The organism is Brevibacterium renqingii (assembly GCF_017808105.1).
GTDB classification, from domain to species: Bacteria; Actinomycetota; Actinomycetes; order Actinomycetales; family Brevibacteriaceae; genus Brevibacterium; species Brevibacterium renqingii.
In genome coordinates, this window is record NZ_JADBHF010000003.1 from 252,340 (window position 1) to 275,391 (window position 23,052).

At 66.7% G+C, this 23,052-nt stretch carries 23 protein-coding genes and 2 tRNA genes; 18 read left to right on the forward strand and 7 right to left on the reverse strand.

From position 1 onward, the window contains the following. Positions 1-39 precede the first annotated feature (39 nt). The 3 genes from IHE57_RS05145 (at position 40) to IHE57_RS05155 (ending at position 896) form a co-directional block, all read left to right on the forward strand. The gene (locus IHE57_RS05145; protein ID WP_209371298.1) at positions 40-327 is read left to right on the forward strand and encodes a DUF3618 domain-containing protein; all 288 of its coding nucleotides are present in this window, start codon (positions 40-42) and stop codon (positions 325-327) included. Next, entirely contained in the window at positions 320-640 is a 321-nt protein-coding gene (locus IHE57_RS05150) for a GroES family chaperonin (RefSeq protein WP_209323407.1), read from the forward strand. The genes IHE57_RS05145 and IHE57_RS05150 overlap by 8 nt, the downstream gene beginning before the upstream one ends. Before the next feature lie 183 nt (positions 641-823). After that, positions 824-896: transfer RNA gene (locus IHE57_RS05155), tRNA-Lys, on the forward strand. A 66-nt stretch (positions 897-962) separates the two neighbouring features. On the opposite strand, the gene IHE57_RS05160 is transcribed toward IHE57_RS05155, so the two are convergent. Beyond that, entirely contained in the window at positions 963-1,601 is a 639-nt protein-coding gene (locus IHE57_RS05160) for a GntR family transcriptional regulator (RefSeq protein WP_209323408.1), read from the reverse strand. A gap of 209 nt (positions 1,602-1,810) precedes the next feature. Between IHE57_RS05160 and IHE57_RS05165 the strand changes: the two genes are divergently transcribed. The 7 genes from IHE57_RS05165 (at position 1,811) to IHE57_RS05195 (ending at position 8,943) form a co-directional block, all read left to right on the forward strand. Next, on the forward strand, positions 1,811-3,100 hold the full coding sequence (locus tag IHE57_RS05165; RefSeq protein ID WP_209323409.1) for an NRAMP family divalent metal transporter: 1,290 nt from the start codon (positions 1,811-1,813) through the stop codon (positions 3,098-3,100). A 2-nt stretch (positions 3,101-3,102) separates the two neighbouring features. Beyond that, the gene (locus IHE57_RS05170; protein ID WP_216629495.1) at positions 3,103-3,888 is read left to right on the forward strand and encodes a LamB/YcsF family protein; all 786 of its coding nucleotides are present in this window, start codon (positions 3,103-3,105) and stop codon (positions 3,886-3,888) included. Continuing rightward, positions 3,885-4,712: a putative hydro-lyase gene (locus IHE57_RS05175; protein WP_209323411.1), complete on the forward strand. Its 828-nt coding sequence runs from the start codon at positions 3,885-3,887 to the stop codon at positions 4,710-4,712. The genes IHE57_RS05170 and IHE57_RS05175 overlap by 4 nt, the downstream gene beginning before the upstream one ends. After that, on the forward strand, positions 4,709-6,355 hold the full coding sequence (locus tag IHE57_RS05180) for a 5-oxoprolinase subunit B/C family protein (protein ID WP_209323412.1): 1,647 nt from the start codon (positions 4,709-4,711) through the stop codon (positions 6,353-6,355). The genes IHE57_RS05175 and IHE57_RS05180 overlap by 4 nt, the downstream gene beginning before the upstream one ends. A gap of 3 nt (positions 6,356-6,358) precedes the next feature. Next, positions 6,359-8,110 carry an acetyl/propionyl/methylcrotonyl-CoA carboxylase subunit alpha gene (locus IHE57_RS05185; protein WP_209323413.1) on the forward strand — a complete coding sequence of 584 codons (1,752 nt, stop codon included), beginning with the start codon at positions 6,359-6,361 and terminating at the stop codon, positions 8,108-8,110. Positions 8,111-8,282: 172 nt separating this feature from the next. After that, complete coding sequence (gene bcp / locus IHE57_RS05190) at positions 8,283-8,756, forward strand: thioredoxin-dependent thiol peroxidase (protein ID WP_209323414.1); 474 nt, start codon at positions 8,283-8,285, stop codon at positions 8,754-8,756. Between the two features lie 105 nt (positions 8,757-8,861). Further along, positions 8,862-8,943: transfer RNA gene (locus IHE57_RS05195), tRNA-Leu, on the forward strand. 76 nt (positions 8,944-9,019) lie between these two features. Here the strand turns inward: IHE57_RS05195 and IHE57_RS05200 are convergent. Further along, positions 9,020-9,649: a TetR/AcrR family transcriptional regulator gene (locus IHE57_RS05200; protein ID WP_209323415.1), complete on the reverse strand. Its 630-nt coding sequence runs from the start codon at positions 9,647-9,649 to the stop codon at positions 9,020-9,022. 148 nt (positions 9,650-9,797) lie between these two features. Between IHE57_RS05200 and IHE57_RS05205 the strand changes: the two genes are divergently transcribed. The 4 genes from IHE57_RS05205 to IHE57_RS05220 all read left to right on the forward strand — a co-directional run bounded on the left by IHE57_RS05205 (position 9,798) and on the right by IHE57_RS05220 (position 14,266). Then, positions 9,798-11,441, forward strand: coding sequence for an amidohydrolase (locus IHE57_RS05205; RefSeq protein ID WP_209371300.1), 1,644 nt, complete (start codon positions 9,798-9,800; stop codon positions 11,439-11,441). A 15-nt stretch (positions 11,442-11,456) separates the two neighbouring features. Continuing rightward, positions 11,457-12,815, forward strand: a complete 1,359-nt coding sequence (locus IHE57_RS05210) for an APC family permease (RefSeq protein ID WP_209323417.1) — start codon at positions 11,457-11,459, stop codon at positions 12,813-12,815. A 138-nt stretch (positions 12,816-12,953) separates the two neighbouring features. Beyond that, a complete protein-coding gene (locus IHE57_RS05215) occupies positions 12,954-13,301 on the forward strand; it encodes a PadR family transcriptional regulator (RefSeq protein WP_209323418.1) in 348 nt (115 codons plus the stop codon). Then, the gene (locus tag IHE57_RS05220) at positions 13,298-14,266 is read left to right on the forward strand and encodes an HAAS signaling domain-containing protein (protein ID WP_209323419.1); all 969 of its coding nucleotides are present in this window, start codon (positions 13,298-13,300) and stop codon (positions 14,264-14,266) included. The genes IHE57_RS05215 and IHE57_RS05220 overlap by 4 nt, the downstream gene beginning before the upstream one ends. Here the strand turns inward: IHE57_RS05220 and IHE57_RS05225 are convergent. Next, positions 14,247-15,497 carry a class I SAM-dependent methyltransferase gene (locus tag IHE57_RS05225; RefSeq protein ID WP_209371302.1) on the reverse strand — a complete coding sequence of 417 codons (1,251 nt, stop codon included), beginning with the start codon at positions 15,495-15,497 and terminating at the stop codon, positions 14,247-14,249. The genes IHE57_RS05220 and IHE57_RS05225 overlap by 20 nt on opposite strands. 199 nt (positions 15,498-15,696) lie before the next feature. Between IHE57_RS05225 and IHE57_RS05230 the strand changes: the two genes are divergently transcribed. Then, positions 15,697-16,104, forward strand: a complete 408-nt coding sequence (locus IHE57_RS05230) for a universal stress protein (protein ID WP_209323421.1) — start codon at positions 15,697-15,699, stop codon at positions 16,102-16,104. A 93-nt stretch (positions 16,105-16,197) separates the two neighbouring features. Here IHE57_RS05230 and IHE57_RS05235 read toward each other — a convergent pair whose 3' ends face one another. The 4 genes from IHE57_RS05235 to sucC form a co-directional block, all read right to left on the reverse strand. Then, on the reverse strand, positions 16,198-16,995 hold the full coding sequence (locus tag IHE57_RS05235) for a 5'-nucleotidase, lipoprotein e(P4) family (RefSeq protein WP_209323422.1): 798 nt from the start codon (positions 16,993-16,995) through the stop codon (positions 16,198-16,200). A gap of 71 nt (positions 16,996-17,066) precedes the next feature. Further along, entirely contained in the window at positions 17,067-18,134 is a 1,068-nt protein-coding gene (locus tag IHE57_RS05240; protein WP_209371348.1) for a threonine aldolase family protein, read from the reverse strand. Positions 18,135-18,606: 472 nt separating this feature from the next. Next, the gene (gene sucD, locus IHE57_RS05245; protein ID WP_209323423.1) at positions 18,607-19,503 is read right to left on the reverse strand and encodes a succinate--CoA ligase subunit alpha; all 897 of its coding nucleotides are present in this window, start codon (positions 19,501-19,503) and stop codon (positions 18,607-18,609) included. Positions 19,504-19,521: 18 nt separating this feature from the next. After that, a complete protein-coding gene (sucC, locus tag IHE57_RS05250) occupies positions 19,522-20,691 on the reverse strand; it encodes an ADP-forming succinate--CoA ligase subunit beta (protein ID WP_209371304.1) in 1,170 nt (389 codons plus the stop codon). A 198-nt stretch (positions 20,692-20,889) separates the two neighbouring features. Here sucC and IHE57_RS05255 point away from each other — a divergent pair, with 198 nt between their 5' ends. From IHE57_RS05255 to IHE57_RS05265, 3 genes are all read left to right on the forward strand, one after another. Beyond that, positions 20,890-21,384, forward strand: coding sequence for a MarR family winged helix-turn-helix transcriptional regulator (locus tag IHE57_RS05255; protein WP_209323425.1), 495 nt, complete (start codon positions 20,890-20,892; stop codon positions 21,382-21,384). Positions 21,385-21,434: 50 nt separating this feature from the next. Beyond that, positions 21,435-22,124, forward strand: coding sequence for a GNAT family N-acetyltransferase (locus IHE57_RS05260; protein ID WP_209371305.1), 690 nt, complete (start codon positions 21,435-21,437; stop codon positions 22,122-22,124). Positions 22,125-22,298: 174 nt separating this feature from the next. Beyond that, positions 22,299-23,009 carry a hypothetical protein gene (locus IHE57_RS05265; protein ID WP_209371307.1) on the forward strand — a complete coding sequence of 237 codons (711 nt, stop codon included), beginning with the start codon at positions 22,299-22,301 and terminating at the stop codon, positions 23,007-23,009. Positions 23,010-23,052: the final 43 nt, after the last annotated feature.

Genomic DNA, 23,052 nt, shown 5'->3' on the forward strand with positions numbered 1-23,052 from the left:
AGGCGCACCAGGCATTCTCGACCGGGAGGACTCGACCCGATGACTGACAACGTCTACACCTCAGATGTAACCGTCGACCAGGCAACGACCGCACAGCTCGCGGAGTCGATCCGCCTGCGCGAAGAGCGCATCGCAGACAACATCGACGAACTCATCGGCCGCATCCATCTCAGGGTGCTGGTGACGCGCGCCGTCAACAAGGCGAAGTCCGGAGTCGTCGAGGAGGACGGTTCGCCCAAGCCTGAGGTCCTCGCTCTCGGCGCCGGCACCGTCCTCGGTGTGGCCGCTCTCGTCGTCGGTCTGTCCGGTCGGAACAAGCGTGGCTGATTGCGCTCTTCCGATCCGGATGCTCCATGACCGGATCCTGCTCGAACCCGGTCCGGAGGCCGGCGAGCGCAAGTCCTCGGCGGGCATCGTCATCCCGGCCACCGCCAGCATGGGCAAACGCCTCGTGTGGGGCAAGGTCGTGGCGGCCGGCCCGCACGTGAGGCAGGCCAACCTCGGCGACACCGTCCTCTACGATCCCGAAGAGCTCGCCGAGGTGGAGCTCGAAGGGCAGCTCTATGTGCTCCTGCGTGAGCGCGACGTCCATGCGATCTCCGAACCGGCCGAGCAGTCGAGCGCAGGCATGTACCTGTGAGGTCCGGGACGCCGTCAGCTGGACTCCGAAACAGTGGATTCCGAGTCGAGAGCGTCGTTCGTATCGGCCTCTGACCTGGGGCTTGCGACGTTCATCACAAAATCCGGATCGGCCCGATCTCGGTTTGCATGAACGGCGAACACCTGAGTAATATTAATTCTCGTTGCGCAACGAGCGCGGCAGGCGCCTCTAGCTCAATTGGTAGAGCAACTGACTCTTAATCAGTGGGTTCCGGGTTCGAGTCCCGGGGGGCGCACAGCGCCGACAGAACCGCTTCCGACTACGGTCGGGAGCGGTTCTTTCGCATTCACTACGCGGGCACTCATCCCTGACCGGCGCGGGCGTAGGCACCGAGGACCTGTCGTTCGGAATCGCCGAGGTAGGTGCCGAGCTTCGCGGCCGCGGCGGCAGGGCTCTCATTGCGGTAGACCTCGATGACCTCCCGGTTGCGCTCGATGAAGGGCGCATGGAGGAAGTCGAGGACCTCGACCTTGAGGAAGGCCAGCCGCAGCTCGGCGAGCACATTGGCGAACGACCGCGCTAGCCGCCGGCTGTCCGAGAGCGAGACCACGGCATTGTGGAAGGCCATGTTCGCCGTCCCGACCTCCAGCCAGTTCTCCTCCGCCGCGAACTTCGCAGCCGCCTCGACGGCGGCCTCCATATGCGCGGCGTTCGGATGATTGCGCGGGGCATGCTCGAGCACCGAGCACTCGACATGGTGGCGCACCCGATAGATGTCGACGACATCGGCCGTGCTCGGTGAGGCCACGGACACGCCGCGATGTGGGATGTGCGTGACCAGCCCCTGCTCGCCGAGGACCCGGAAGGCCTCGCGCAGCGTGTTGCGGGAGACATCGAACTCCTTGGCCAAAGAAGCCTCGGACAGGCGGTCTCCGGGACGGAGCTCTCCTGCGATGAGTCGGTCGGTGAGTCTGTTGACCAGGGATGAGTCGTGATTCACATCTCCATCCTAATGAATCTCCGAATCGAACACCCACATGGTGTTCAGCAACTGTGCGCGAGCAATGTGATGCGCGTCTATCTTTGTTCAACAATGCATGCTAGATTGTTTACCACTTCTTCGGAGTGCGCCAGGACACAGACACTGCTGTCGTCATACCGGCGGCGCCCAGGAAACACAATCGACCACAGAGACAGTCGGAGACTCCCATGTCACACGCACCGGAATCACCAACGCCGGAGCCCACCTCGGACGAACCAGCGGGGCTCAAGAGCGAACTCGGCGCGAAGATCAGCCGCAGCGCCATCGTCGGCGCCATCTTCCTCATGGCCACCTCGGCGATCGGCCCCGGATTCATCACGCAGACGGCGACGTTCACCGCGCAGATGGGCGCCGCATTCGCCTTCGCCATCCTCGTGTCGATCCTCATCGACATCGCCATCCAGCTCAACATCTGGCGAATGGTCACCTCATCGGGCAAGCGGGCCGCGCAGCTGGCGTCCTCGGCGGTGCCCGGCTCGGGCATCGTCCTGTCCATCCTCATCGTCGTCGGCGGCCTGGCCTTCAACATCGGCAACATCGCCGGCGGCGGACTCGGACTCAACGCACTGCTGGGCATCGATCCGAAGCTCGGCGGCCTGGCCACCGGCGTTCTGGCCATCGGCATCTTCCTGTTCAAGCGCGCGGGCAAGGTCGTCGACGCTGTGGTCCTCGTCCTCGGCATCGGGATGATCGTTCTCACCTGCATCGTCGCTGTCGTCTCCGATCCGCCGGTCGGAGAGGCCCTCAGGCAGAGCTTCGTACCCGACACCATCAACTTCGCGACCGTGACCACGATCGTGGGCGGCACCGTCGGCGGCTACATCACCTACTCCGGTGCCCACCGCTACCTCGACTCCGGCAAGACCGGCCCGGAGAACTCGCGATCCGTGATGCGCTCGGCGCTCTCGGGCATCCTCGTCACCGGCGTCATGCGCTATATCCTCTTCCTCGCCATCCTCGGAGTCGTCGCCTCCGGCGTCGCCATCGACGTCCAGGGCCAGGTCGCCAACCCCGCCGGTCAGGCCTTCGCCGCCGTCCTCGGAGACGCCGGGATGCGGATCTTCGGTGCGATCTTCTGGGCCGCGGCGCTGAGCTCGGTCATCGGTGCCGCCTACACCTCGGCGACCTTCCTCTCCGCCTTCTCCCGACGCCTCGCCCGCGGCTGGCCGCTGCAGCTGGCGACCGTCGCGTTCATCGTCGTCTCACTCATCGTCTATCTCATCGTCGGCACCGCTCCGGCCACGCTGCTCGTCTTCGTCGGCGGCTTCAACGGCCTCATCCTGCCCATCGGCCTGACGATCTTCATGTACATCGGCTGGTTCAGACCTCAGCTGCTGCGCACGGATTCCTATCCGAAGTGGTTGCTCATCATCGGCACCGCGGCAACACTGGTCACGTGGTACACAGCCGTGCAGTCCATCGGCCCCATCTTCGCAATGATCGGAATCGGAGGGTGACATTGTCTGTCAACAGCGAAACGCGAATCGACCTCAACTCGGACCTCGGGGAGAACGTGCCCGACCGCGTCGTCAGCGATGACGCGGCCATGCTCGGCCTGGTCACCAGCGCCAATGTCTCCTGCGGATTCCATGCCGGCAACCCCGAGGGCATCCATGCCACCGTCGATGCCGCCGTCAAGGGCGGCGTCGTCATCGGCGCCCACCCCGGCTATGACGACTACGAAGGCTTCGGCCGACGCGCCCTCGACGTGCCGGCAGCGACCCTGCAGGCCCAGGTCGAATACCAGATCGGCGCGCTCATCGGCCTGGCCACGGCCGTCGGCGGCGAAGTCGCCTACGTCAAGCCCCACGGCGGCCTCTACAACGCGATCGTCCGCGACGAGGCGCAGGCGAAGGTCGTCGTCGACGCGATCACAGCCATCGACGACTCCCTCGTCTTCCTCGGCCTCGCCGGCAGCGTGGCCAACCGCATCGCCGCCGAGGCAGGGCTGACCGTAGCAGCCGAGGCCTTCGCCGACCGGTCCTACAACCCCGACGGGTCCCTGGTCTCCCGGAGCGAACCGAACGCCGTCCTCCACGACCCCGATGACGTGGCCGCCCGAGTGCTGCGCCTCGTCCAGACCGGTCAGGTCGAGGCGATCGACGGCAGCCTCGTCGACGTCGACGCCCAGTCGATCTGCTTCCACGGAGACTCGCAGGGCTCGATCGACATGGCCCGCGCCGCCCGTGCTCTCCTCGAGTCCGAAGGCGTCACCGTCTCGGCCTTCGCCGGAGCCGGTCGATGAGCGCGTCGTCGGACGCCGGGACACCGATTGCCGCGCCCTCGGCCGAGTCGAAGACCGACGGCAGCCGGGCCCGCGGACGGATCCGGGCCGGATTCGACGGCCCCACCTCGGGGATGGCTCCCGGCCTGGTCCAGGCCAACCTCATCTCCGTGCCCGCCGATTGGGCCTTCGACGTGCTGCTCTTCGCACAGCGCAATCCGAAGCCCTGCCCGGTCATCGATGTCCTCGAACCCGGACAGGTCGAATCGGCGTTGGCCCCCGGCAGCGACGTGCGCACCGATCTCCCCGGCTACCGGATCTGGAGGGACGGCGAACTCGCCGACGAGGTCACCGATGCCACCGAGGTGTGGCAGCGGCACCCGGACCTCGTGTCCTTCCTCATCGGCTGCTCCTTCACCTTCGAATCGGGTCTGACCGGCGCCGGCATCCCGATCCGCCATCAGGAGGCCGGGCGGAACGTGCCGATGTACCGCACCTCGACCGCGTGCGTCCCGGCCGGTCGGATCAGCGGTGACATGGTCGTGTCCATGCGCCCGATCCCGGCCGCTCAGGTCGCCGAGGCGGTGCGCATCACCGACCGCTTCCCCGCCGTCCACGGTGCCCCGGTCCACATCGGCGAACCCGCCCAGATCGGCATCAGCGACCTCGGCTCCCCCGATTTCGGTGACCCGCCGGTCATCGCCGAGGGCGACATCCCCGTGTTCTGGGCCTGCGGAGTCACCCCGCAGGCCGCGATCCGGGCTTCGAAGGTTCCGTTCGCGATCACCCATTCGCCGGGGCGCATGTTCATCACCGACGAACCGGAAGACACCTATCGCCGATGACCTCCCAACTGACCTTCCACACCGCCTCGAAGCATCACCTCCTCGTCGAATGCACCGACCTGGCCACGACGATGGCGCTGCACCGCAGCCTCGAAGCCGCAGAACTGCCCGGCGTCGTCGAACTCGTTCCGGCAGCGCGCACCGTGCTCATCAGCTTCGACCCCGCACGCACCCGGGCGGCTTCACTCGCGGAGGCCATCCGCGAGCTCGGGCACACCGAGTCGACGACCGATGACGCCCGAGCGGTCACCATCGATGTCCGCTACGACGGAGAGGACCTCGCCGAGGTCGCCGACCTCCTCTCCGTCTCCCCCGCCGAGGTGATCACCCGCCACCAGGCCGCGACCTGGCAGGTCGCGTTCGCCGGGTTCGCCCCCGGGTTCGGCTACCTCGCCGGGGACGATGAGCTCTTCGAGGTTCCCCGCCGTCCCTCCCCGCGCACCCGCGTGCCCGTGGGCGCCGTCGCCCTGGCCGGGGAATTCACCGGTGTCTACCCGCGGTCCTCGCCCGGCGGCTGGCAGCTCATCGGCCGCACCGAGGCGACTCTGTGGGATCTCGACCGGCAGCCGCCCGCGCTGTTCGTGCCGGGGACGATCGTGAAGTTCAACGACGCCGGTCGGGAATCCCTGCACCTCGGTGCAGGACCGGGATCAGACGAGGCGACGGCTGAGGAGGAGAGCTCGGAGCCCGCGGCGACGCAGGAAGCCGATTCTGCCGCGGAGCCCAGCACACCGCCCCGTGCTCTCGAGGTCCTCCGGCCCGGCCTGCAGCTGCTCGTCGAGGACCTCGGGCGTCCGGGCTTCGCCTCGATGGGCGTCTCCGGCGCCGGCGCTGCCGACCGCTCCGCGCTCATTGCCGCCAACCGGCTGGTCGGCAACGCCGAGTCCGCGGCCGGGCTCGAAAGCTTCGGCGGCGGCGCGCTCCTGCGCCTCACCGGTGAGTCAGTGGCCGCCGTCACCGGCGCCGAAGGCACCGTCACCGTGACAGGGGCCGACGGGACTGTCCATCGCCCCTGCCTCGGCGAGGCCTTCGCCATCGCCGACGGAGACGAACTCGACCTCGGGAGCGCCGATCGGGGAATCCGCCTGTATCTGGCCGTGCGCGGCGGGATCGACGTCGGCACGGCGCTCGGCAGCGGCTCCGCCGACACCCTCGCGGGACTCGGCCCTGCGGCGCTGGGGAAGGGCAGCCTCCTGCCCCTGCGCGATCCGCGGACCGCGCCCCACCTCGTCGACCCCCATGTCCCGCTGACGCACCGGGACCTGCCGCGGCCCGGGGACACCGTGACCATGACGGTGACCCTGGGGCCCCGCGAAGACTGGTTCACCACGTCAGGAATCGACACACTGCTGGGCCAGGAGTGGACGGTCACGCATGAGTCCGACCGAGTCGGTCTGCGCCTGTCCGGTGACGTCCCATTGGAGCGGGCCCGGACCGGGGAGCTGCCCAGTGAGGGCGCGGTCACCGGCGCCCTCCAGGTCCCGCCGAACGGGCAGCCGGTCCTGTTCGGACCCGACCATCCGCTCACCGGCGGCTACCCGATCATCGCGAGCGTCGACGACCTCGACTTCGCCGCGCAGCTGCCGCCGGGAGTGAAGCTGCGCTTCACCACCTCGGCCACGACGACTGATAACGAAAGCTGAACCATGTCGACCATCCTCATCGCCAACCGCGGCGAAATCGCCGTCCGCATCATCCGCGCCTGCGCCGAGCACGGACACACCTCGGTAGCCGTCTACGCGGATCAGGACGCCGATGCCCTGCACACGAGCCTGGCCGACGCCGCCTTCGCCCTGCCCGGGGCCACTGCGGCCGAGACCTACCTGAGCATCGACGCGATCCTCGCAGCAGCGAAGCAGGCCGGTGCCGATGCCGTCCACCCCGGCTACGGCTTCCTGTCGGAGAACGCCGACTTCGCCGCCGCAGTCGAGGAAGCCGGTCTGATCTGGATCGGCCCGACCGCGAAGACGATCACGGCGCTGGGCGACAAGGTCACCGCCAGGCAGCTCGCGCAGAAGGTCGGGGCTCCCCTGGCCCCGGGCATCGATCGGCCGCTGAAGGACGCCGCCGAAGTCGAATCCTTCGCCGCCGAAGCCGGACTGCCGATCATCATCAAGGCAGCCCACGGCGGCGGTGGGCGCGGAATGAAGATCGTCCACGAGCTCACCGAGGTCGCCGGAGCCTTCGATTCGGCCACCCGTGAGGCGACCGAGGCCTTCGGCCGCTCCGAATGCTTCGTCGAGAAGTACTTGGAGCGCCCCCGCCACGTCGAGGTCCAGATCGTCGGCGACGGCACCGGTCGGGTCGTGGCCGTCGGAGACCGCGACTGCTCGGCCCAGCGCCGCAACCAGAAGCTGATCGAAGAGGCCCCCGCTCCGGGACTGACTGCAGACCAGCGTGAACGTCTCCACCGTTCGGCCGAGGCCATCTGCGCCGAGGTGGACTACCGCGGCGCGGGCACCGTCGAATTCCTGCTCGCCGCCGATGGCACCATGACATTCCTCGAGGTCAACACCCGTCTCCAGGTCGAACACCCCGTCACCGAGGTGACCTCGGGCGTCGACCTCGTCGGCGAACAGTTCCGCATCGCCTTCGGCCAGGGCCTCTCCCTCGACTCGACGCCGCAGCCCCGAGGGCACGCGATCGAGCTGCGGATCAACGCCGAGGATCCCGGACGCGGCTTCCTGCCCACCCCGGGACACATCGACGGCCTCGACGTCCCAGGAGGCCCCGGGGTCCGTTGGGATGCCGGAGTGCGCGCCGGGGACACGGTGCAGCCGGCCTTCGACTCCCTCTTCGCCAAGCTCATCGTCCACGGTCCCGACCGGGACTCCGCGATCGCCCGCACGATCACCGCGGCCAGAGAGCTGCGCGTCGCAGGACCGGCAACGGTGCTGCCGTGCTCACTGGAGATCCTCGCCGACGACGCGTTCACCTCACTCGGGTCGGACAGCGCCGAGGGCATCCACACGCAGTGGATCGAAGCCGATCTCATGCCACGCCTCGAGGCACAGAAGCGACCAGAGCCACTGGCGGACGAGCATCTGCGGCGCATGCCGATCGAGATCGACGGGAGGATCACCACCATCGGGCTGCCCGCTGGGCTGCTGACCGCTCTCGGACCCGCGGCTGGTCAGGGCGCACCAGGCGAACGGACCGCCTCTGACGGCGACGATATGCAGTCGAGTGCAGGGACGGTGACCGCGCCGGTGCCCGGCAGCCTCGTGGACTATCTCGTCGACGACGGCGAAGAGGTCGAGGCCGGCGACGAGGTCGCAGTGCTGTCGGCGATGAAGATGGAGACAAGGGTCGAGGCTTCTGAGACCGGCACATTCCGTCAGGTGGCCGCCGTCGGTGACGTCCTGGCCGTGGGCGAGATCATCGCACGGGTCGACTGAAGAGCTCGGGCCGCCTCGGTGCCGTCGCCGCTGCGCGGAATTCGCGCATTGGGGGCGGAGGCGAACTCCGAATAGAGTGGTGGGTGTCGTTGGTGCGACACTGCCATGGGCCGTGCGGTCCCGGCATGCCCGCCTCGCACCAGGAACACCGCCCACACTAGAAGGAGCATCCATGCCACGTCTGTCAGTCGGCGACACCGCCCCGGACTTCACGCTCGTCAACCAGGACGGGAAGTCGGTCAGCCTCAGCGACTACAAGGGCCAGCGCGTCGTCGTCTACTTCTACCCCGCGGCCATGACTCCGGGCTGCACGACCGAGGCCTGCGACTTCCGCGATTCGCTCTCGGCGCTCAAGGCCGCCGGTCTCGTCGTCCTCGGCATCTCCCCGGACAAGCCGGAGAAGCTGCAGAAGTTCATCGAGAAGGAGGGCTTGAACTTCGATCTGCTCTCGGATGAGGACAAGACCATGATGGAAGAATGGGGTGCCTTCGGCGAGAAGAAGAACTACGGCAAGGTCGTCCAGGGCGTCATCCGCTCGACCGTCGTCGTCGATGCCGAGGGCAAGGTCGAACTCGCCCAGTACAACGTCAAGGCCACCGGCCACGTCGCCCGCGTGCGCAAGGCGCTGGGGATCGACGCGGCCTGAACCGAGCCATCGGATTCACGGGTCTTCCACCGCTCCTGAGCGTTTTCAGCATCGCGACGGCGCCCTGCTAGTCTTGAGGGCGTCGCGGCCGAGTGAGGCCGCCTGGCGCGAGTGGCGGAATTGGTAGACGCGCTGGATTTAGGTTCCAGTGTCTTCGGACGTAGGGGTTCAAGTCCCCTCTCGCGTACAGATCGACGACAGCCCTTCACCAGTCCCGTGCGGGTCGAGGTGGAGGGCTGTTTCGTCCGCACGGCACCTTGCGGTCAGCCGCCAGAGCCCACCTCCTGCCGCAGGCCCTTGATCAGCGCTGTCAGACCGAGTTCGAATGCTGCCGCGGCCGATGAGGACTCGGCGAAGCGCGGATCGAGGGCCGCACGGATCTCGGAGAACCGTGTGTCAGCAGAGTCCTGGGTGATGAGATCGTCGGGGGCGATGATGTCGAGGGCAGAGCCGAGGACATGGGCTTCGACCGTGCGCATGACGGCCACGGTCCGCGACTCCGGCCAACCGCCTCGGCGCAGGCCGTCGACCACCGCGTCATACATCTGATAGGTCGAGAGATCACCGATCGATGTCGTCGCGAGCAGCCGGATGAGGTTCGGATGGGCGGCGAAGGCACGCAGATACGATCGTGCCCACGACTCGAGCGCCACATCCCAGGGCACCGCGTCCGCCGAGGTGGACGACGCGGCGAACGCACTGACATCGATGTCGGCGACGATGCGGGCGCGCATGAGTTCGATGAGCTCGGCACGACCGGACACATGGTTGTACAGCGAGGACACCTGCCGATCGACACGTGCTGCGAGCGTGCGCATGGACAGCACCTCGGAGCCCTCCTCGTCGACGAGGGCGAGCGCGGCGGACACGAGCCGCTCCTGATCGAGTCGCATGTCGGCCCTCGCTTCCCTTGCTGCCTGCTGCCGCTGCTTTCCGTATTTCCGTTAGGAGTGTATCGTGTTGCTCGCCACACATACGAACAGTGTTCGTATCCGGATGAACGGCACTGACAGATCGCAGCGAAGCGGGAGCAGGAACGAATTGACGACGACGCATTTCCACAACGGCACCATCTGGCTCGGACCCGGGGCCGAGGCCTCCGATTCCCTTCTCATCCGCGACGGAGTCATCGTCGCCGTCGGCACCGCCGAAGTGAATCGTCACCTGGCCTCCCGGGCGACCGGTGAGGCCGCACCCGAGCTCGTCGATCTCGACGGCGGCTTCCTGATGCCGTCCTTCGGCGATGGACACGCCCATCCGATCTTCGGCGGGATGGAAGCGGAAGGACCGCAGGTGCGTTCGTGCTCGAGCGTCGACGAGATAGTCGCAGAGGTCCGCCGCTACGCCGAAGCCCATCCCGACGACGAGTGGATCACCGGAGCCTCCTATGACGGCAGCCTCGTGGAAGGCGGGCTCTTCGACGCCCGCTGGCTCGATGAGGCCGTGGCCGACCGTCCGGTCGTCCTCCGCGCCTGGGACTATCACACCGTCTGGTGCAACTCCCGGGCTCTCGCACTCGCCGGGATCACTGCCGAGACTCCCGAACCCGAGCTGGGAGAGATTCCGCGCCGCGACGACGGCTCCCCCTTGGGCACGCTGCGCGAATGGGGCGCGGTCGACCTCGTCGACGCAGTGCAACCACCCCATGACGAATCCGTCCGTCTGCGGGCACTGGAACTCGCAGCCGACTACTACCTCGCCCGAGGCGTCACCTGGGTTCAGGACGCCTGGGTCGAACCGGCCGATGTCGAGACCTACCTGTCCGCCTCGGAGCAGCAGCGCCTCAAGCTGCGTTTCAACCTCGCGTTCTACGCCGATCCCCGCCGCTTCACCCGGCAGCTGCCCGAGATGGTCCGCGCCCGTGACCGCGTCACAGCACTCGATGACCCGCTGCTGAGCGCGAATACCGTGAAGTTCTTCGCCGACGGAGTCGTCGAGAACGAGACCGGAGCACTGCTCGAACCGTACTGTTCGTCCCTGCACAACCACGGTCTGCGCGTCTGGGAGGGCGAGTCCCTGGCCGATGCGGTTCGCGCCGCTGACGCCGAGGGATTCCAGGTCCACATCCATGCGATCGGCGACGCCGCAGTCAGGCAGGCGCTCGATGCCATCGAAGCGGCCATTGCGCAGAACGGGCCGCGCGATCGTCGCCCGGTCATCGCGCATGCCCAGCTCGTCGACTCGGCCGACCTCACCCGCTTCGCCGAGCTCGGCGTCATCGCCAATATGCAGCCCCTGTGGGCACAGCTCGACGATCTCATGACCGTGCTCACCGTGCCCCGCCTCGGCGAAGAACGTGCGAGAACCCAGTATCGGATGCGCAGCATCCTCGACGACGGCGGTCGCCTCTCCTTCGGTTCGGACTGGCCGTGCACCTCGGGGGATCCCGTCGAGGGTCTGGCTATCGCAGTCAGCCGGCAGAACGAGGACGGCGAGCCCGCGGGCGGCTGGACGCCGGACGAGATCCTCGACATCGACCGCTCACTCGAGGCGTACTCGGCCACTGTCGCCCACCAGGCCTTCGCCGACCGCTCCCCCGCCCCCTGGGGAGAGATCAGCCCCGGGGCGAGCGCCGACCTCATCGTCTTCGCCCGTGACCCGCGGGAACTCGCACCTCGTGAGCTCGCGCTCGCATCCGTGCGCAGCACCTACCTCCGCGGCGTCGCCGTGCAGACCGGAGACTGAGCCGAAAGGACCGTCATGCCCCATCAGCAGAGCAGCACCACGGCCGCGGGCGGAGACACTGAGCTCAAACGCGCCCTCGGGGTGCCCTCCCTCGTCTTCTTCGGCCTCGTCTACATGGTCCCTCTGACGATCTTCACGACCTACGGGATCGTCACCCAGGTCACGGGCGGACGAGTGCCTGCCGCCTATGTCGTCACCTTGCTGGCCATGGTCTTCACCGCCCGGTCGTATGCGAGGATGGCCGCGGCGATGCCCTTCGCGGGCTCTGCGTACACGTATACGCAGAAGAGCTTCGGCGCCGGCATCGGCTTCGTCGCCGGCTGGGCGCTGCTCCTGGACTACCTGTTCCTGCCGATGATCAACTACCTCGTCATCGGCATCTACCTGTCTGCCGCGTTCCCGATGATTCCCGCGTGGGTGTTCGTGCTCACGGCGATCGGCCTCGTCACGGTCCTCAATGTCATCGGCATCGTCTCCGTGGCCCGGGCGAACATCGTCATCATCGCCGCTCAGGCGATCTTCATCGTCACTTTCGCCGCACTCGGCATCTCGTCGATGACCGGAGCCGGAACGGTCGATCTCGCCGCCCCATTCACCGGCGACGGCACCGCGCCGGGATTCGACAGCGTCATGGCCGGTGCCGCGATCCTGTGTCTGTCGTTCCTCGGCTTCGACGCGGTCTCGACCCTCTCCGAGGAGGCGAAGGAACCGAAGCGCACCGTGCCGCGAGCGATCGTCATCGCGACGATCACCGGCGGCCTCATCTACATCGTGCTGTCCTACCTCGCGCAGCTGGTCTATCCGTCGAATGACTTCGCCGATGTCGACTCCGGCGCCCTGGACGTCATGGCCGCCGCCGGCGGCGAATTCCTCACCATCTTCTTCACAGCCGCCTATGTCGCCGGCGCCTGCGGTTCGGCACTGACCTCGCAAGCTTCGGTCTCGCGCATCCTCTTCGCCATGGGCCGCGACGGCGTGCTGCCGAAGAGCTTCTTCGGACGGCTCTCACCGCGGTTCCACACTCCGGTGCTCGCCACTCTCTGCGTCGGCGTGGTCTCGCTGCTTGCACTGGCAGTCGACCTCGGCTTCATCTCGGAGATGGTGAGCTTCGGTGCGCTCATCGCGTTCTCCGCGGTCAACCTCTCGGTCATCAAGCACTTCATCATCGACGAGAAGCACCGGGGCGGCGACGCGATCCTCAGTTCCCTCGTGCTGCCGGGGATCGGGTTCTGCCTCACCCTGTGGCTGTGGACGAGCCTGTCACCGCGGACGCTTCTCATCGGCGTGATCTGGCTCCTCCTCGGTGTCGCCTACCTCGCGTTCGTCACCCGCGGTTTCCGCCGCCCGACTCCGATGCTCGACCTGACCGAGTAAACGACCCCACCGGCACAGCGCCCGGCCCGGACAGGGACCGGTGCCGCAGCCTGCCCGGAAGGCGAGGAGCGGTTCATCTCTGACCGTGCCATACCTCGCCTCTTGTAATAGTGTGTGACACACACTATTGTGTGGTGCATGGACGAGGATGCAGAGAAAGCACTGGCCACCCACGAACAGGAATTGCGCCGCGGCACCGTGGTCTTCGCCAGCCTCGTCGCCTGCCGCCGACCCCAGTACGGCTACTCACTGCTGACCACGCTCACCGAGGCCGGCATTCCCACCGAGGCCAATACCCTCTACCCCCTGCTGAGGCGCCTCGAGAAGCAGGGCCTGCTCTCAGCCGTTTGGAACACCGAACAGGCCCGCCCCCGCAAGTACTACACCGTCACAGACAGCGGCGCCGAAGTCGCCGCCGCACTCCACACGCACTGGCTGGACCTCGATTCCAGCATCACGAAACTCTGGAAGGACGGCACACCATGACTGTGCTCACCGGCATCTACATCGACAACGTCATCCGCCATCTGCCCGAGGGCTCCCGCTCCGATATCGCCGCCGAGATCACCGCGACGATCAGCGATATGATCGATGACCGCCTCGGCGAGGATCCGCAGCCGAGTCCCGAACATACGGCCGCGGTCGAACGCGAGGTGCTCGAAGAACTCGGCGACCCCGCTGTGCTGTCGCGGGAGTATTCGAACTCGCCGCAGCACTTCATCGGCCCGAAGTCATATCCGCTCTTCCTCTGGACGCTGCGTTGGATCCTGCCCATCGTCGGTCTCATCGCCCTGCTCGACAACATCGTCGTCACCTTCGCCACCACGCCGCAGGCCCACCTCGGCGAAGCCATCGGACCCGCGATCGGCAACACCGTGACCGCGCTGCTCACCGCCTTCGCCGTCATCACGATCCTCATCGGCCTCGGCGACCGCCGAGTCGACGACGATGCGCTCCCGCGCGTGCCCGGACGTCAGAAGGTCCCGTGGACGATCGATGACCTCGATCGCCGCGATATCCGCGGCAGGCAGACCCGCGCCGAGGCGGCCCTCGGGCTGGTCTTCATCCTCGCGCTGGCAGCCATCCCCTTCATTCCGACGACCCTGCTCTACGTCGGCCACCTCAACCGCGGTGGAACGTTCATCAATCCGGACCTCGGCACAGGCTGGCTGGTCGGCTATTGGGCCTTCCTCGCCCTCCTGGCCGCTGTCGAAATCGTCAGGTTCGTGACCGCCTCGACACGACCGACCGTGGCGATCATCGGCGGAATCATCGATGTGGCCATGGCCGTCTTCCTCACCGCCGCCATGCTCACTCAGCCGGTCTTCCACCCGGAGCTGACGAGCGCCTCGGGCGCCGAGGTGCAACAGGTCATCACTGTCATCGCGATCTGGATCATCGTCGTCTGGGACCAGGTGAGCACCTGGCGGGTCATCCGCGGCTGGCGATGACCGTGAACTTCTTGTTCCGCGCCAGCTGCTCGCTGTCGCCGATGATGGCCTCGAGTCGGCCGCGATAGCGCAGATGCGAGTTGAACACAGTGATCACGACTCCGCCGGGCGCCAGGTGCCTGGCCGCTGCGGCCATCATCGCCTCGGCGCTGTCGGTCTCGATCGCCGTGCCCTGGTGGAACGGCGGGTTGAGGAGAACGAGGTCGAATTCGCCCAGCCCCTTCAGCTCGGGGTCGGTGCTGTCGGCGGCGTCGGCGAGTCGGATGTCGACGTCGATGCCGTTGGCCTCTGCGGTGGCTCGCGCCGAGGCGACTGCCGCTCGAGAGACGTCGAGTCCGGCACCGCGGGCGGCGCCGGTGGCCTGCATGACCGCGGTCAGCAGCCAGCCGTTCCCGCAGCCGAGGTCGAGCACGGAGCCGGGAGCGAACTCGGAGTCCGGAGCAGCTTCCTCTCCGGTGCCAGAGGCCGTCAGCAGGCTCTGCACGGAGTCGAGCAGCAGAGCAGATCCTTCGTCCTTCCTGATCCCGGAGAAGCACGCACCATGCGCTCTGACCTCGAGGTCTCCGTTGCCGGGATGGGTGATGGTGCCGTGCTCGGGGAAACGGGAGAGGCTGGGGGTCGGCAGGGGGCGGCTGCCGATGATCATCCGATGCTTGCCGACTCCGGGAGAGACATCGACGCGGCCGAAACCGCGGGCGAGCTCCTTGTTCACCGCCCGCGACATCGCATCGCTGCGTCCGATGACGATGATCGTCGTCACCGACGGGTGAAGCGTGGCGATGGTCTCGGCCAGGGCGTTCGTCGCCTTGGGCGCATTGACGACCGCCCAGGTCTCGTGGGGATCCTGACCGTCCTCGACGGGCGGGCTTCCGGTTTCGGCCGCGGTTTCGGCTACCTCGACGGTGTCTTCGACGGATCGCTCCTCGTCGATCCGGTCATGCCGGGTCTCGACCTCGGCGAGACGTCCCATCAGCGTCGTCTGCATGCCGTGGGCATCATCGACGACGATGATGCGCTGCGGTTGGCGGGCGACGGCCTCGGCGGGCACGAAGGTGCCCTGGGCGTCACGCCCGGAGACGTCGAGTTCGCCGGCGCGCCTGCCGAGGATGTAGTCGACGAGCATCCGCGCCTGCGGCAGCCCGGGCCGGTCGGCGAAGGACGGGAATTCGGCCAACAGCTTCCGACTGCGTTCGAGGGCGGCGGAGTCGCGAGAGAGCAGAGAAGCAGGCATCCGACCAGTCTAGTGGGACTGCACCGCCGAGCTGCCTCCCATGAGCCTGACCGTGACCGAGCTCTCGGAGATCGCCCGGGAGACATCTCGACCGGATCCGAAGATTTATCGCTCCGCGGACCGGACGGACACCCGTCGGACAAGGGCGGGTGTGCTACAAATTGAGGGAGCTTCGTCCAATGTCGCATCAGGAGAGATCATGACAATCCTTGTCGGTTATTCCCCCTCGCCGGAAGGCAGGGCCGCTGTCGATTTCGGCATCGAACAGGCCCGCGCATTCGACGATGTCGTCGTCGTGCTCAATGCCGGAATCGGTGAGACTCCTGACGAACGCGGAGTGGCCACCAGCAAGGACATCGAGGAGCTCAAGGAGACGCTGCAGTCTTCCGAGGTCTCCCATGAGATCCTCCAGTTCCTCCGCGGCAACGACCCCGTCGAAGAGCTGCTGGCGCTGGCCGAAGCGACAGCCGACACTCGTATGATCGTCATCGGATCCCGTCGCCGCTCCCCCGTCGGCAAGCTCATCATGGGCTCGACGGCTCAGCGCATCATCCTCGACTCCGATGTCCCCGTCGTCTCCGTGAAGGTCGACCGGACGAAGAAGTGACTCCCTCCTGTTCGACATCCCTCTGAACGAGAATGCCCCGCACCTGCGATGGTGCGGGGCATTCTTCGCATCGGTGCTCACGTGTCGCGCGACTCAGTCATCGGTGCGAACCGGTGCGTCCCATTCGTCGAGCTCGGCTTCGCTCCAGTCGCCGTAGGTCGGGTTGGGCAGGATGATCCATTCGGAGCCGAACTTCGCGCTGTTGTCCTCGACGAGCTTGCGCTGCTCGTCGATCGAGGCATCGGCGAAGGCGCCATCGAAGTCATGGAGGGTGTCGCCGAGCTGCATGAGCAGGGTGTGGTCCGATTCGACCTTCGCGCGCCGTTCGTCCTTCGGAGGGCCGAGCAGCATGACGTGCTCGTCGTCGGCCTGCGGCAGACCGAGCTTCTGCAGAGCGGCGACATTGGCAGCATGGTTGTCTTCGGTCCGGTCCGAGACGTAGTAGATGTCGACTCCGAGCTCATCGGCATGTTTGAAGAACTCCATCGCACCGGGGATCAGGGTGGGCTCCCCGTTCTTCTCCCAGTCGTCCCATGTGTCCCAGCCGCTGAAGTCGTGGCATTTCGCGATATCGCGAGCCAGCAGCTTCGAGTTGTCGATGGCCGTCTCATCGAGATCGCTCATGATGGCCAGGTCCTCGCCCTTCGGCGCGGCGGCCACGGCCTTATCGAGCTGCCTGCTGGCTAGCTCGTAGGTCTGTCCCTGCAGGGCCATGGCCTCTGCGCTCTGCTGCTGCCATTTCACCCCCATGGTGTAGGCAGAGACATCGCAGTCATCGGCGGCTTCGGATCCCGCCTCACCTGGAGTCGGCCCCGAGTTGAGGATGTAGCCGACGACGCCCAGGATGAGGACGAGCAGCACAGTCAGGGCAGGGACGAGGACCTTCTTCATTCATCTTCTTTCTTCATCGGCATCACTTGCAGATCAGCGGTCGCTGACCTCATCTCTTCGAGCCGTCCGGCTCAGTCTCCGACGATGGCGGCGATCAGGGCGTCGACGTCGTCGGCGGTCGTGTCGAAGGCACACATGAGACGGACAATGTCCTTCTCAAGCGGCCAGTTCGCGAAGGCGAACTTCTGCCGGGCACGGGCGGTCACCTCGGCGGGCATTCGGGCGAATACGACGTTCGATTCGACGTTCTGCACGATCTCGAGTCCGGGCACGCGGTTCTCCGCGATCACCTCGGCGAGGCCCTTCGCAAGGCGCTGGGCCATCCCATTGGCGTGAGCGGCAGACCGGCGCCACAGGTCGCCCTCGTAGAGAGCGCACAGCTGGGCGGAGAGGAAACGCATCTTCGAAGCCAGCTGCAGGTTCATCTTGCGCAGGAAGCGCATGCCCTGACCGATGTCCGGGTTGAGGACGACGACGGCTTCGGCGCCGAGCAGTCCGTTCTTCGTCCCTCCGAGACTGATGATGTCGACGCCGACCGCGCTCGTGATGTCCCCCAGGCCGAGGTCGAGGTGGGCGGCGGCATTCCCCAGACGCGATCCGTCGACGTGGACGATCATGTCGAGTTCGTGTGCAGTGCGGGCGATCGCCGCGATCTCCTCGGGCGTGTAGGTGGTGCCCCATTCGGTCGATTGGGAGATGCTCACAGCCAGGGGCTGGGCATTGTGCTCGTCGCCACGGCCGATGATCGCGCCCTTGATGGTCTCCGGTGTCAGTTTGCCGTTCTCAGTGGCGGCGCCGACGATCTTCAGTCCGCCGACCTTCTCCGGGGCGCCGGTCTCGTCGTAGTTGATGTGCGCCGAGGCGGCGGTGATGACAGCGGCCCACCTCGGCAATGCGGACTGCAGGGCGAGCACATTGGCTCCGGTGCCGTTGAAGACCGGGAACGCCTGAGCCTCAGGCCCGAAGTGATGCTGCATGAGCTCGTGGAAACGCGCGGTCCACGGGTCGCCGCCGTAGCCGGGCGCGTGGCCGACATTCGCCTCGGTGATCGCGGCGATGACCTCGGGGTGGGCTCGGGCCCAGTTGTCGGAGCCGAAGTTGCGCGGATGCGCATCCGGGCTGGTGTCGACCGCGGGAATCGGGGACTGAGAGTGCGCGGTGGCGGCGCCGGCGGGGGCGTTGGCGGCGGCAGGTGCGGCGGGAGCGTTCGAGGGGTTCTGGGACTGCGCTGTCTGGTCAGATGCCTGGGTGTTCACATTCTCAGACTAGCCTCTCGGCCGCCGTCCTTGCACGGCGGTCCTGGGCTCGGCCATCCCTCATCGGTGGTTTCATCCACACCCGCTGCAGCGGGGTGTTCTGCGAGGACCGATGTTTGATGCGCGTGCAATGGTAGGACGAGACGGCAACGGTGCGTCGTGGCAGCATCGAGCCCTGGTGGATACGTCAGCGCATAAACACCTCGCACATCGGCTGAAGCACCCCGCACATCGCCCGACGCATCGGATACACAACACCGCGGCCCGCCTCCGCTGTGGGGAGACGGGCCGCGGTGAAATCGGCTCAGAGGCGCAGATTCAGAGCGTCAGAGCCTCAGCGCCGGGCCGGCGACTCTCAGGCGAGGAGTTCGCGCATGAGGTCGGCGGTCTCGGTCGGGGTCTTGCCGACCTTGACGCCTGCGGCTTCGAGGGCTTCCTTCTTGGCCTGAGCGGTTCCCGAGGAGCCGGAGACGATGGCGCCGGCGTGGCCCATGGTCTTGCCCTCGGGCGCGGTGAAGCCTGCGACGTAGCCCACGACCGGCTTCGACACGTTGTCCTTGATGAAGGCCGCGGCACGCTCCTCGGCGTCTCCGCCGATCTCGCCGATCATGACGATGGCTTCGGTGTCCGGGTCAGCTTCGAAGGCCTCAAGTGCATCGATGTGCGTGGTGCCGATGACCGGATCTCCGCCGATGCCGATGGCCGTCGAGAAGCCGAGGTCACGCAGCTCGTACATCATCTGGTAGGTCAGGGTGCCGGACTTCGAGACGAGACCCAGCTTGCCCTTCTTCGTGATGTTGGCCGGGATGATGCCGGCCAGCGACTCCCCGGGGGTGATGATGCCCGGGCAGTTGGGTCCGATGATGCGGGTGGCGTTGCCGGCCGCCTGCGCACGGGCCCAGACCTCTGCCGAGTCCTGGACCGGGATGCCCTCGGTGATGATGACGAGCAGACCGATCTTCGCGTCGATGGCCTCGATCGCGGCGTCCTTGGAGAACGCCGGGGGCACGAAGGCCACGGACACATCGGCGCCGGTCGCCTCCATCGCCTCGGTCACGGAGCCGAAGACGGGCAGTTCGAGCTCGTTGCCGTCCTTGTCGTTGTGCTTGACGGTGGTGCCGGCCTTGCGGGCGTTGACACCGCCGACGACGTTCGATCCGGCGGCGAGCATGCGAGCGGTGTGCTTCGAGCCCTCTCCGCCGGTGATGCCCTGGACGATGATCTTCGAATCGGAATTCAGAAAGACAGACATTGTTGTAAAGACCTTTCCTTACTTGGCAGCAGCCAGTTCGGCGGCCTTGTCGGCTCCACCGTCCATCGTGTCAGTGAGCGTGACGAGCGGGTGCGCGGCCTTCTTGAGGATGGCGCGTCCCTCCTCGACATTGTTGCCGTCGAGGCGGACGACGAGCGGCTTGGTGGCCTGGTCGCCGAGGATCTCGAGGGCCTTGACGATGCCGTCTGCCACAGCGTCGCAGGCGGTGATGCCGCCGAAGACGTTGACGAAGACCGACTTGACCTGGTCATCGCCGAGGATGACGTCGAGTCCGTTGGCCATCACCTCAGCCGAGGCGCCGCCTCCGATGTCGAGGAAGTTCGCCGGCTTGACGTTCGAGTGCTTCTCACCGGCGTAGGCGACGACGTCGAGGGTCGACATGACCAGACCTGCGCCGTTGCCGATGATTCCGACCTCGCCGTCGAGTTTGACGTAGTTGAGGTCGAGCTTCTTGGCCTTGAGCTCGAGCGGGTTCTCCGCGCTGATGTCGCGCAGCTCCTCGTGCTCGGTGTGGCGGAAGTCGGCGTTGTCGTCGAGCGAGACCTTGCCGTCGAGGGCGAGGATGTCACCGGCACCGGTCTTGACCAGCGGGTTGACCTCGACCAGGGTGGCGTCCTCGGACTCGAAGACGGTCCACAGGCTGGTGAGCACGGGGGCGACCTTCGCAGCGGTGTCGGCGTCGAAGCCGGCGGCCTGAGCGATTTCGGCGGCCTTGTCGGCGTTGATGCCGTCGATGGCCGACACGGGGATCTTGGCGAGCGCATCCGGGCGTTCCACGGCCAGCTGCTCGATCTCCATTCCGCCTTCCTTGGAGCACATCGCCAGGTAGGTGCGGTTGGAGCGGTCGAGGAGGACGGAGAAGTAGTATTCCTCTGCGATGTCGGCACCCTCGGCGATCATCACCTTTTCGGTGATGTGGCCCTTGATGTCCAGGCCCAGGATGTCCTTGGCGCGGGCTTCGGCCTCATCGGGGTTCTTCGCCACCTTGACGCCGCCGGCCTTTCCACGGCCGCCGATCTTGACCTGCGACTTCACGACCACGGTTCCGCCGCCGAGGGCCTCGGCAGCTGTCTTCGCTTCTTCTGGCGTCGTCGCGACCTGGGCCTTGAGCACGGGCACTCCGTGCTTCTCGAACAGGTCACGTGCTTGATACTCGAAAAGATCCACGTGTATTCCTTCGCTCTCACTGCCGGGTGGTTTGCCCCTGCAGGTTCGTTGACGGATGCAAGAACCAAAGACAACCATATTCCCAAACGCACCCGCGGCTCCAAACCTGCAGGTTGGACAGACCCTCGAGCGTAAGGAATATCTCGTCAAAAAGTATCTTTGTCGTCAAGAATCTTGATATGGACGTAAAATCGGTCCATGGACGAAGTGGACCGAATAGTCGCAGCCTGGCGTCGCGAGCGTCCGGATCTCGATGTCTCCCCGATGGAGATCCTCTCCCGTGTCTCGCGCCTGGCCAGGCAGTTGGATCTTGCACGGAAGACGAGCTTCTCCGATTACGGCATCGAGGGGTGGGCCTTCGATGTGCTCTCCGCCCTCCGTCGCTCGGGCGAGCCCTACCAGCTCTCCCCGTCGACGCTGCTCCAGGAGACGCTCGTGACCAGCGGCACGATGACCAATCGCATCGATCGCCTCGTCGCTCGCGGTTGGGTCGAGCGCCGGCCCGACCCGGGAGATCGTCGCGGTGTGCTGGTCCAGCTGACCGACAGCGGGCGGGCCACCGTCGACTCGGCGCTGGCGGATCTGCTCGTCAAGGAGCGCGCGATCCTCAGCGGTCTCACCCCCGCGGGCAGCCGCAAGCTCGCCGCCCTGCTGCGCGAGCTCTCCACCGGATTCGACAGCGACGAGGACTGACGCCGACCGGCCCGACACACCCGACCGACTTCGACCACGAGGAGCCAGCCATGACCGATGAGCTCACGAACTACACCGGCGCACAGCCGCCTCGGCGCGAAGCGATCCACGGTCGCTGGGTCGATCTCGAACCCTTGGATCCGGCCGCTCACGGCGACAGTCTCTTCGCCGCGGTCTCCGCGCCCGACGGGATCGAGGAGCGCTTCCGCTATCTGCCGCAGACCCCGCAGACCGAGCGCGGGGACTTCGATGCCTGGATCGCCGAGGCGGCCGCCGGCGCCGACCCACTCTTCTTCGCCGTCGTCGACCGTGCCACCCGGCGGGCCGTGGGACGGCAGGCGCTCATGCGCATCGATGCGGCGAACGGCGTCATGGAGATCGGCCACATCCTCTGGGGTCCGGCGCTGTCGCGCACCCGCGCTGCCACCGAGGCGCTCTTCCTCTGCGCCGATCTCGCCTTCGCCCGCGGGTTCCGCCGGTTCGAGTGGAAGTGCGATGACGGCAACGCACCGTCGAAGCGTGCGGCCGAACGATTCGGATTCACTTTCGAAGGCGTGTTCCGGCAACACCTCGTGGTCAAGAGCCGTAACCGGGACACCGCCTGGTTCTCGATCATCGACGCCGAATGGCCGGCTCTGCGGGCGGCGTACATCGAGTGGCTCGACGACGCGAACTTCGATGACCGCGGCGGACAGAGGAAGGGACTGCGGGAGCTCATCGCCGTCCACCGAGGCGTCTGAGCCGCTCACCTCGTCCCCGTTCGACCCGGTTCCCGGGGCTCTCGCCAGCCCCCGTTCGTCACGGCACCGCGCGTCCGCCCCGGCTCTCGCCCCCACTCGGATTAGGCTGAGGACGTGGACCTGCAGAGTGCGGGTCCTCATCCCCCAGGGACGCCGACGAAACCTCGAGGAACCATGCGACTTCGCCCACTTGCTCTTCTGTCCGCCGCTGCACTGCTGGCCACGACGACAGCCTGCGTGTCGACGCCCGAGGAGACCCGGCCCCAGCCGCGGCCGTCGGTGAGCAAAGAGGAGGTCACTCCGATCGAGACGCCCAAGGGCGCGCCCGAGGTGACCGTCGTCGACACCTCGCCGGGCGGTGAGAAAGACGCCGACCCACTGTGGCAGGGACTCGCCGAGGCCGCTGAGAAGAAGACCGAGGCCTATCTCAAGGTCTACGTCCACACCGGCAACCCGGAGGTGCCCGACTCCGGCGAGATGACCGTCACCGCAGACACTCCCGACAGCGTCAGCGTCACCGTGGACGCCGAGAACGTCGACGACGATCTCTCTCCCTTCCTGCTCATCCACGGCACCTTCGAAGTCGATGAGATCGGCAGCTCCGCCTACACCCTCAAGACCGTCGACGACGAGGACATCCCGGAACTCGATCCGAAGGGACCCGACGACAAGACTCGCTGCACCGCCGACGACGCGCAGGAGAGGATCGGGCTCGCCGCCGACGATCTCGCCGAGGACCCCGGTCGACGCGAGGAGTTCCGCCAGCAGTGGGGCGGTTCGCCGAAGGTGTGGTGGGGCATCCAGAAGACCGCGATCAGCCTCGGCAAGGAGGGCGGCGTCGCCGGCGACTTCCTCACCGAGGCGTGCGGCGAATACCTCCAGTAGCGGCATCGGCGCCGAGGCACTCGTCGGCTGAGCTCGGACGTGG

Excerpts from the sequence above, each read along its gene's own strand:
- IHE57_RS05145 (WP_209371298.1), top strand. The coding sequence starts at position 40 with ATGACTGACAACGTCTACACCTCAGATGTAACCGTCGACCAGGCAACG.
- IHE57_RS05165 (WP_209323409.1), top strand. The coding sequence starts at position 1,811 with ATGTCACACGCACCGGAATCACCAACGCCGGAGCCCACCTCGGACGAA.
- IHE57_RS05175 (WP_209323411.1), top strand. The coding sequence starts at position 3,885 with ATGAGCGCGTCGTCGGACGCCGGGACACCGATTGCCGCGCCCTCGGCC.
- IHE57_RS05180 (WP_209323412.1), top strand. The coding sequence starts at position 4,709 with ATGACCTCCCAACTGACCTTCCACACCGCCTCGAAGCATCACCTCCTC.
- IHE57_RS05185 (WP_209323413.1), top strand. The coding sequence starts at position 6,359 with ATGTCGACCATCCTCATCGCCAACCGCGGCGAAATCGCCGTCCGCATC.
- bcp (WP_209323414.1), top strand. The coding sequence starts at position 8,283 with ATGCCACGTCTGTCAGTCGGCGACACCGCCCCGGACTTCACGCTCGTC.
- IHE57_RS05200 (WP_209323415.1), bottom strand. The coding sequence starts at position 9,649 with ATGCGACTCGATCAGGAGCGGCTCGTGTCCGCCGCGCTCGCCCTCGTC.
- IHE57_RS05210 (WP_209323417.1), top strand. The coding sequence starts at position 11,457 with ATGCCCCATCAGCAGAGCAGCACCACGGCCGCGGGCGGAGACACTGAG.
- IHE57_RS05215 (WP_209323418.1), top strand. The coding sequence starts at position 12,954 with ATGGACGAGGATGCAGAGAAAGCACTGGCCACCCACGAACAGGAATTG.
- IHE57_RS05220 (WP_209323419.1), top strand. The coding sequence starts at position 13,298 with ATGACTGTGCTCACCGGCATCTACATCGACAACGTCATCCGCCATCTG.
- IHE57_RS05225 (WP_209371302.1), bottom strand. The coding sequence starts at position 15,497 with ATGCCTGCTTCTCTGCTCTCTCGCGACTCCGCCGCCCTCGAACGCAGT.
- IHE57_RS05230 (WP_209323421.1), top strand. The coding sequence starts at position 15,697 with ATGACAATCCTTGTCGGTTATTCCCCCTCGCCGGAAGGCAGGGCCGCT.
- IHE57_RS05235 (WP_209323422.1), bottom strand. The coding sequence starts at position 16,995 with ATGAAGAAGGTCCTCGTCCCTGCCCTGACTGTGCTGCTCGTCCTCATC.
- sucD (WP_209323423.1), bottom strand. The coding sequence starts at position 19,503 with ATGTCTGTCTTTCTGAATTCCGATTCGAAGATCATCGTCCAGGGCATC.
- IHE57_RS05255 (WP_209323425.1), top strand. The coding sequence starts at position 20,890 with ATGGACGAAGTGGACCGAATAGTCGCAGCCTGGCGTCGCGAGCGTCCG.
- IHE57_RS05260 (WP_209371305.1), top strand. The coding sequence starts at position 21,435 with ATGACCGATGAGCTCACGAACTACACCGGCGCACAGCCGCCTCGGCGC.
- IHE57_RS05265 (WP_209371307.1), top strand. The coding sequence starts at position 22,299 with ATGCGACTTCGCCCACTTGCTCTTCTGTCCGCCGCTGCACTGCTGGCC.